Raw genomic sequence first — 373 nt, 5'->3', positions numbered from 1 at the left:
ATTTAAAAACAGTGGCTTAGTAAGTTATACAGGATTTACTTTGACTATTCATTTGAGTACCCAGGTTAAAAAAACATTACTTTCTTCTTTATTAGGCCAAGAATACATAATTTCCAAAGGAATAAAGGTTCATGCAGGTGTTAGTCGAGGCCCTTTACTTGGTGGAAATTTAACTCTGATGACTAATTTAATGGGCACACCTTATCTGCCTAGTTTTAAAGAAAGTATTTTGTTGGTAGAAGACGTTGGTGTCGAGCCCTATAATATTGATGGCATGCTCTCCCAACTAGATTTAGCAGGAATTTTTGATGAAGTTTCTGGCGTTATTTTTGGTACATTTGAACACTGTAAAAGTAAGAACTCGCATCAGCAT

General features: G+C 35.1%; 1 pseudogene. It reads left to right on the top strand.

Going from position 1 to position 373, the window contains the following annotated elements:
• Positions 1 to 40: 40 nt before the first annotated feature.
• Positions 41 to 373 (top strand): annotated as a pseudogene (locus Lani_RS20940) (LD-carboxypeptidase); the annotation flags it as partial.

This window comes from Legionella anisa, from assembly GCF_001467525.1.
GTDB lineage: Bacteria > Pseudomonadota > Gammaproteobacteria > Legionellales > Legionellaceae > Legionella > Legionella anisa.
Note: the sequence above shows the minus strand (reverse complement) of the source record. Positions and strands in the feature narration are given on the sequence as shown.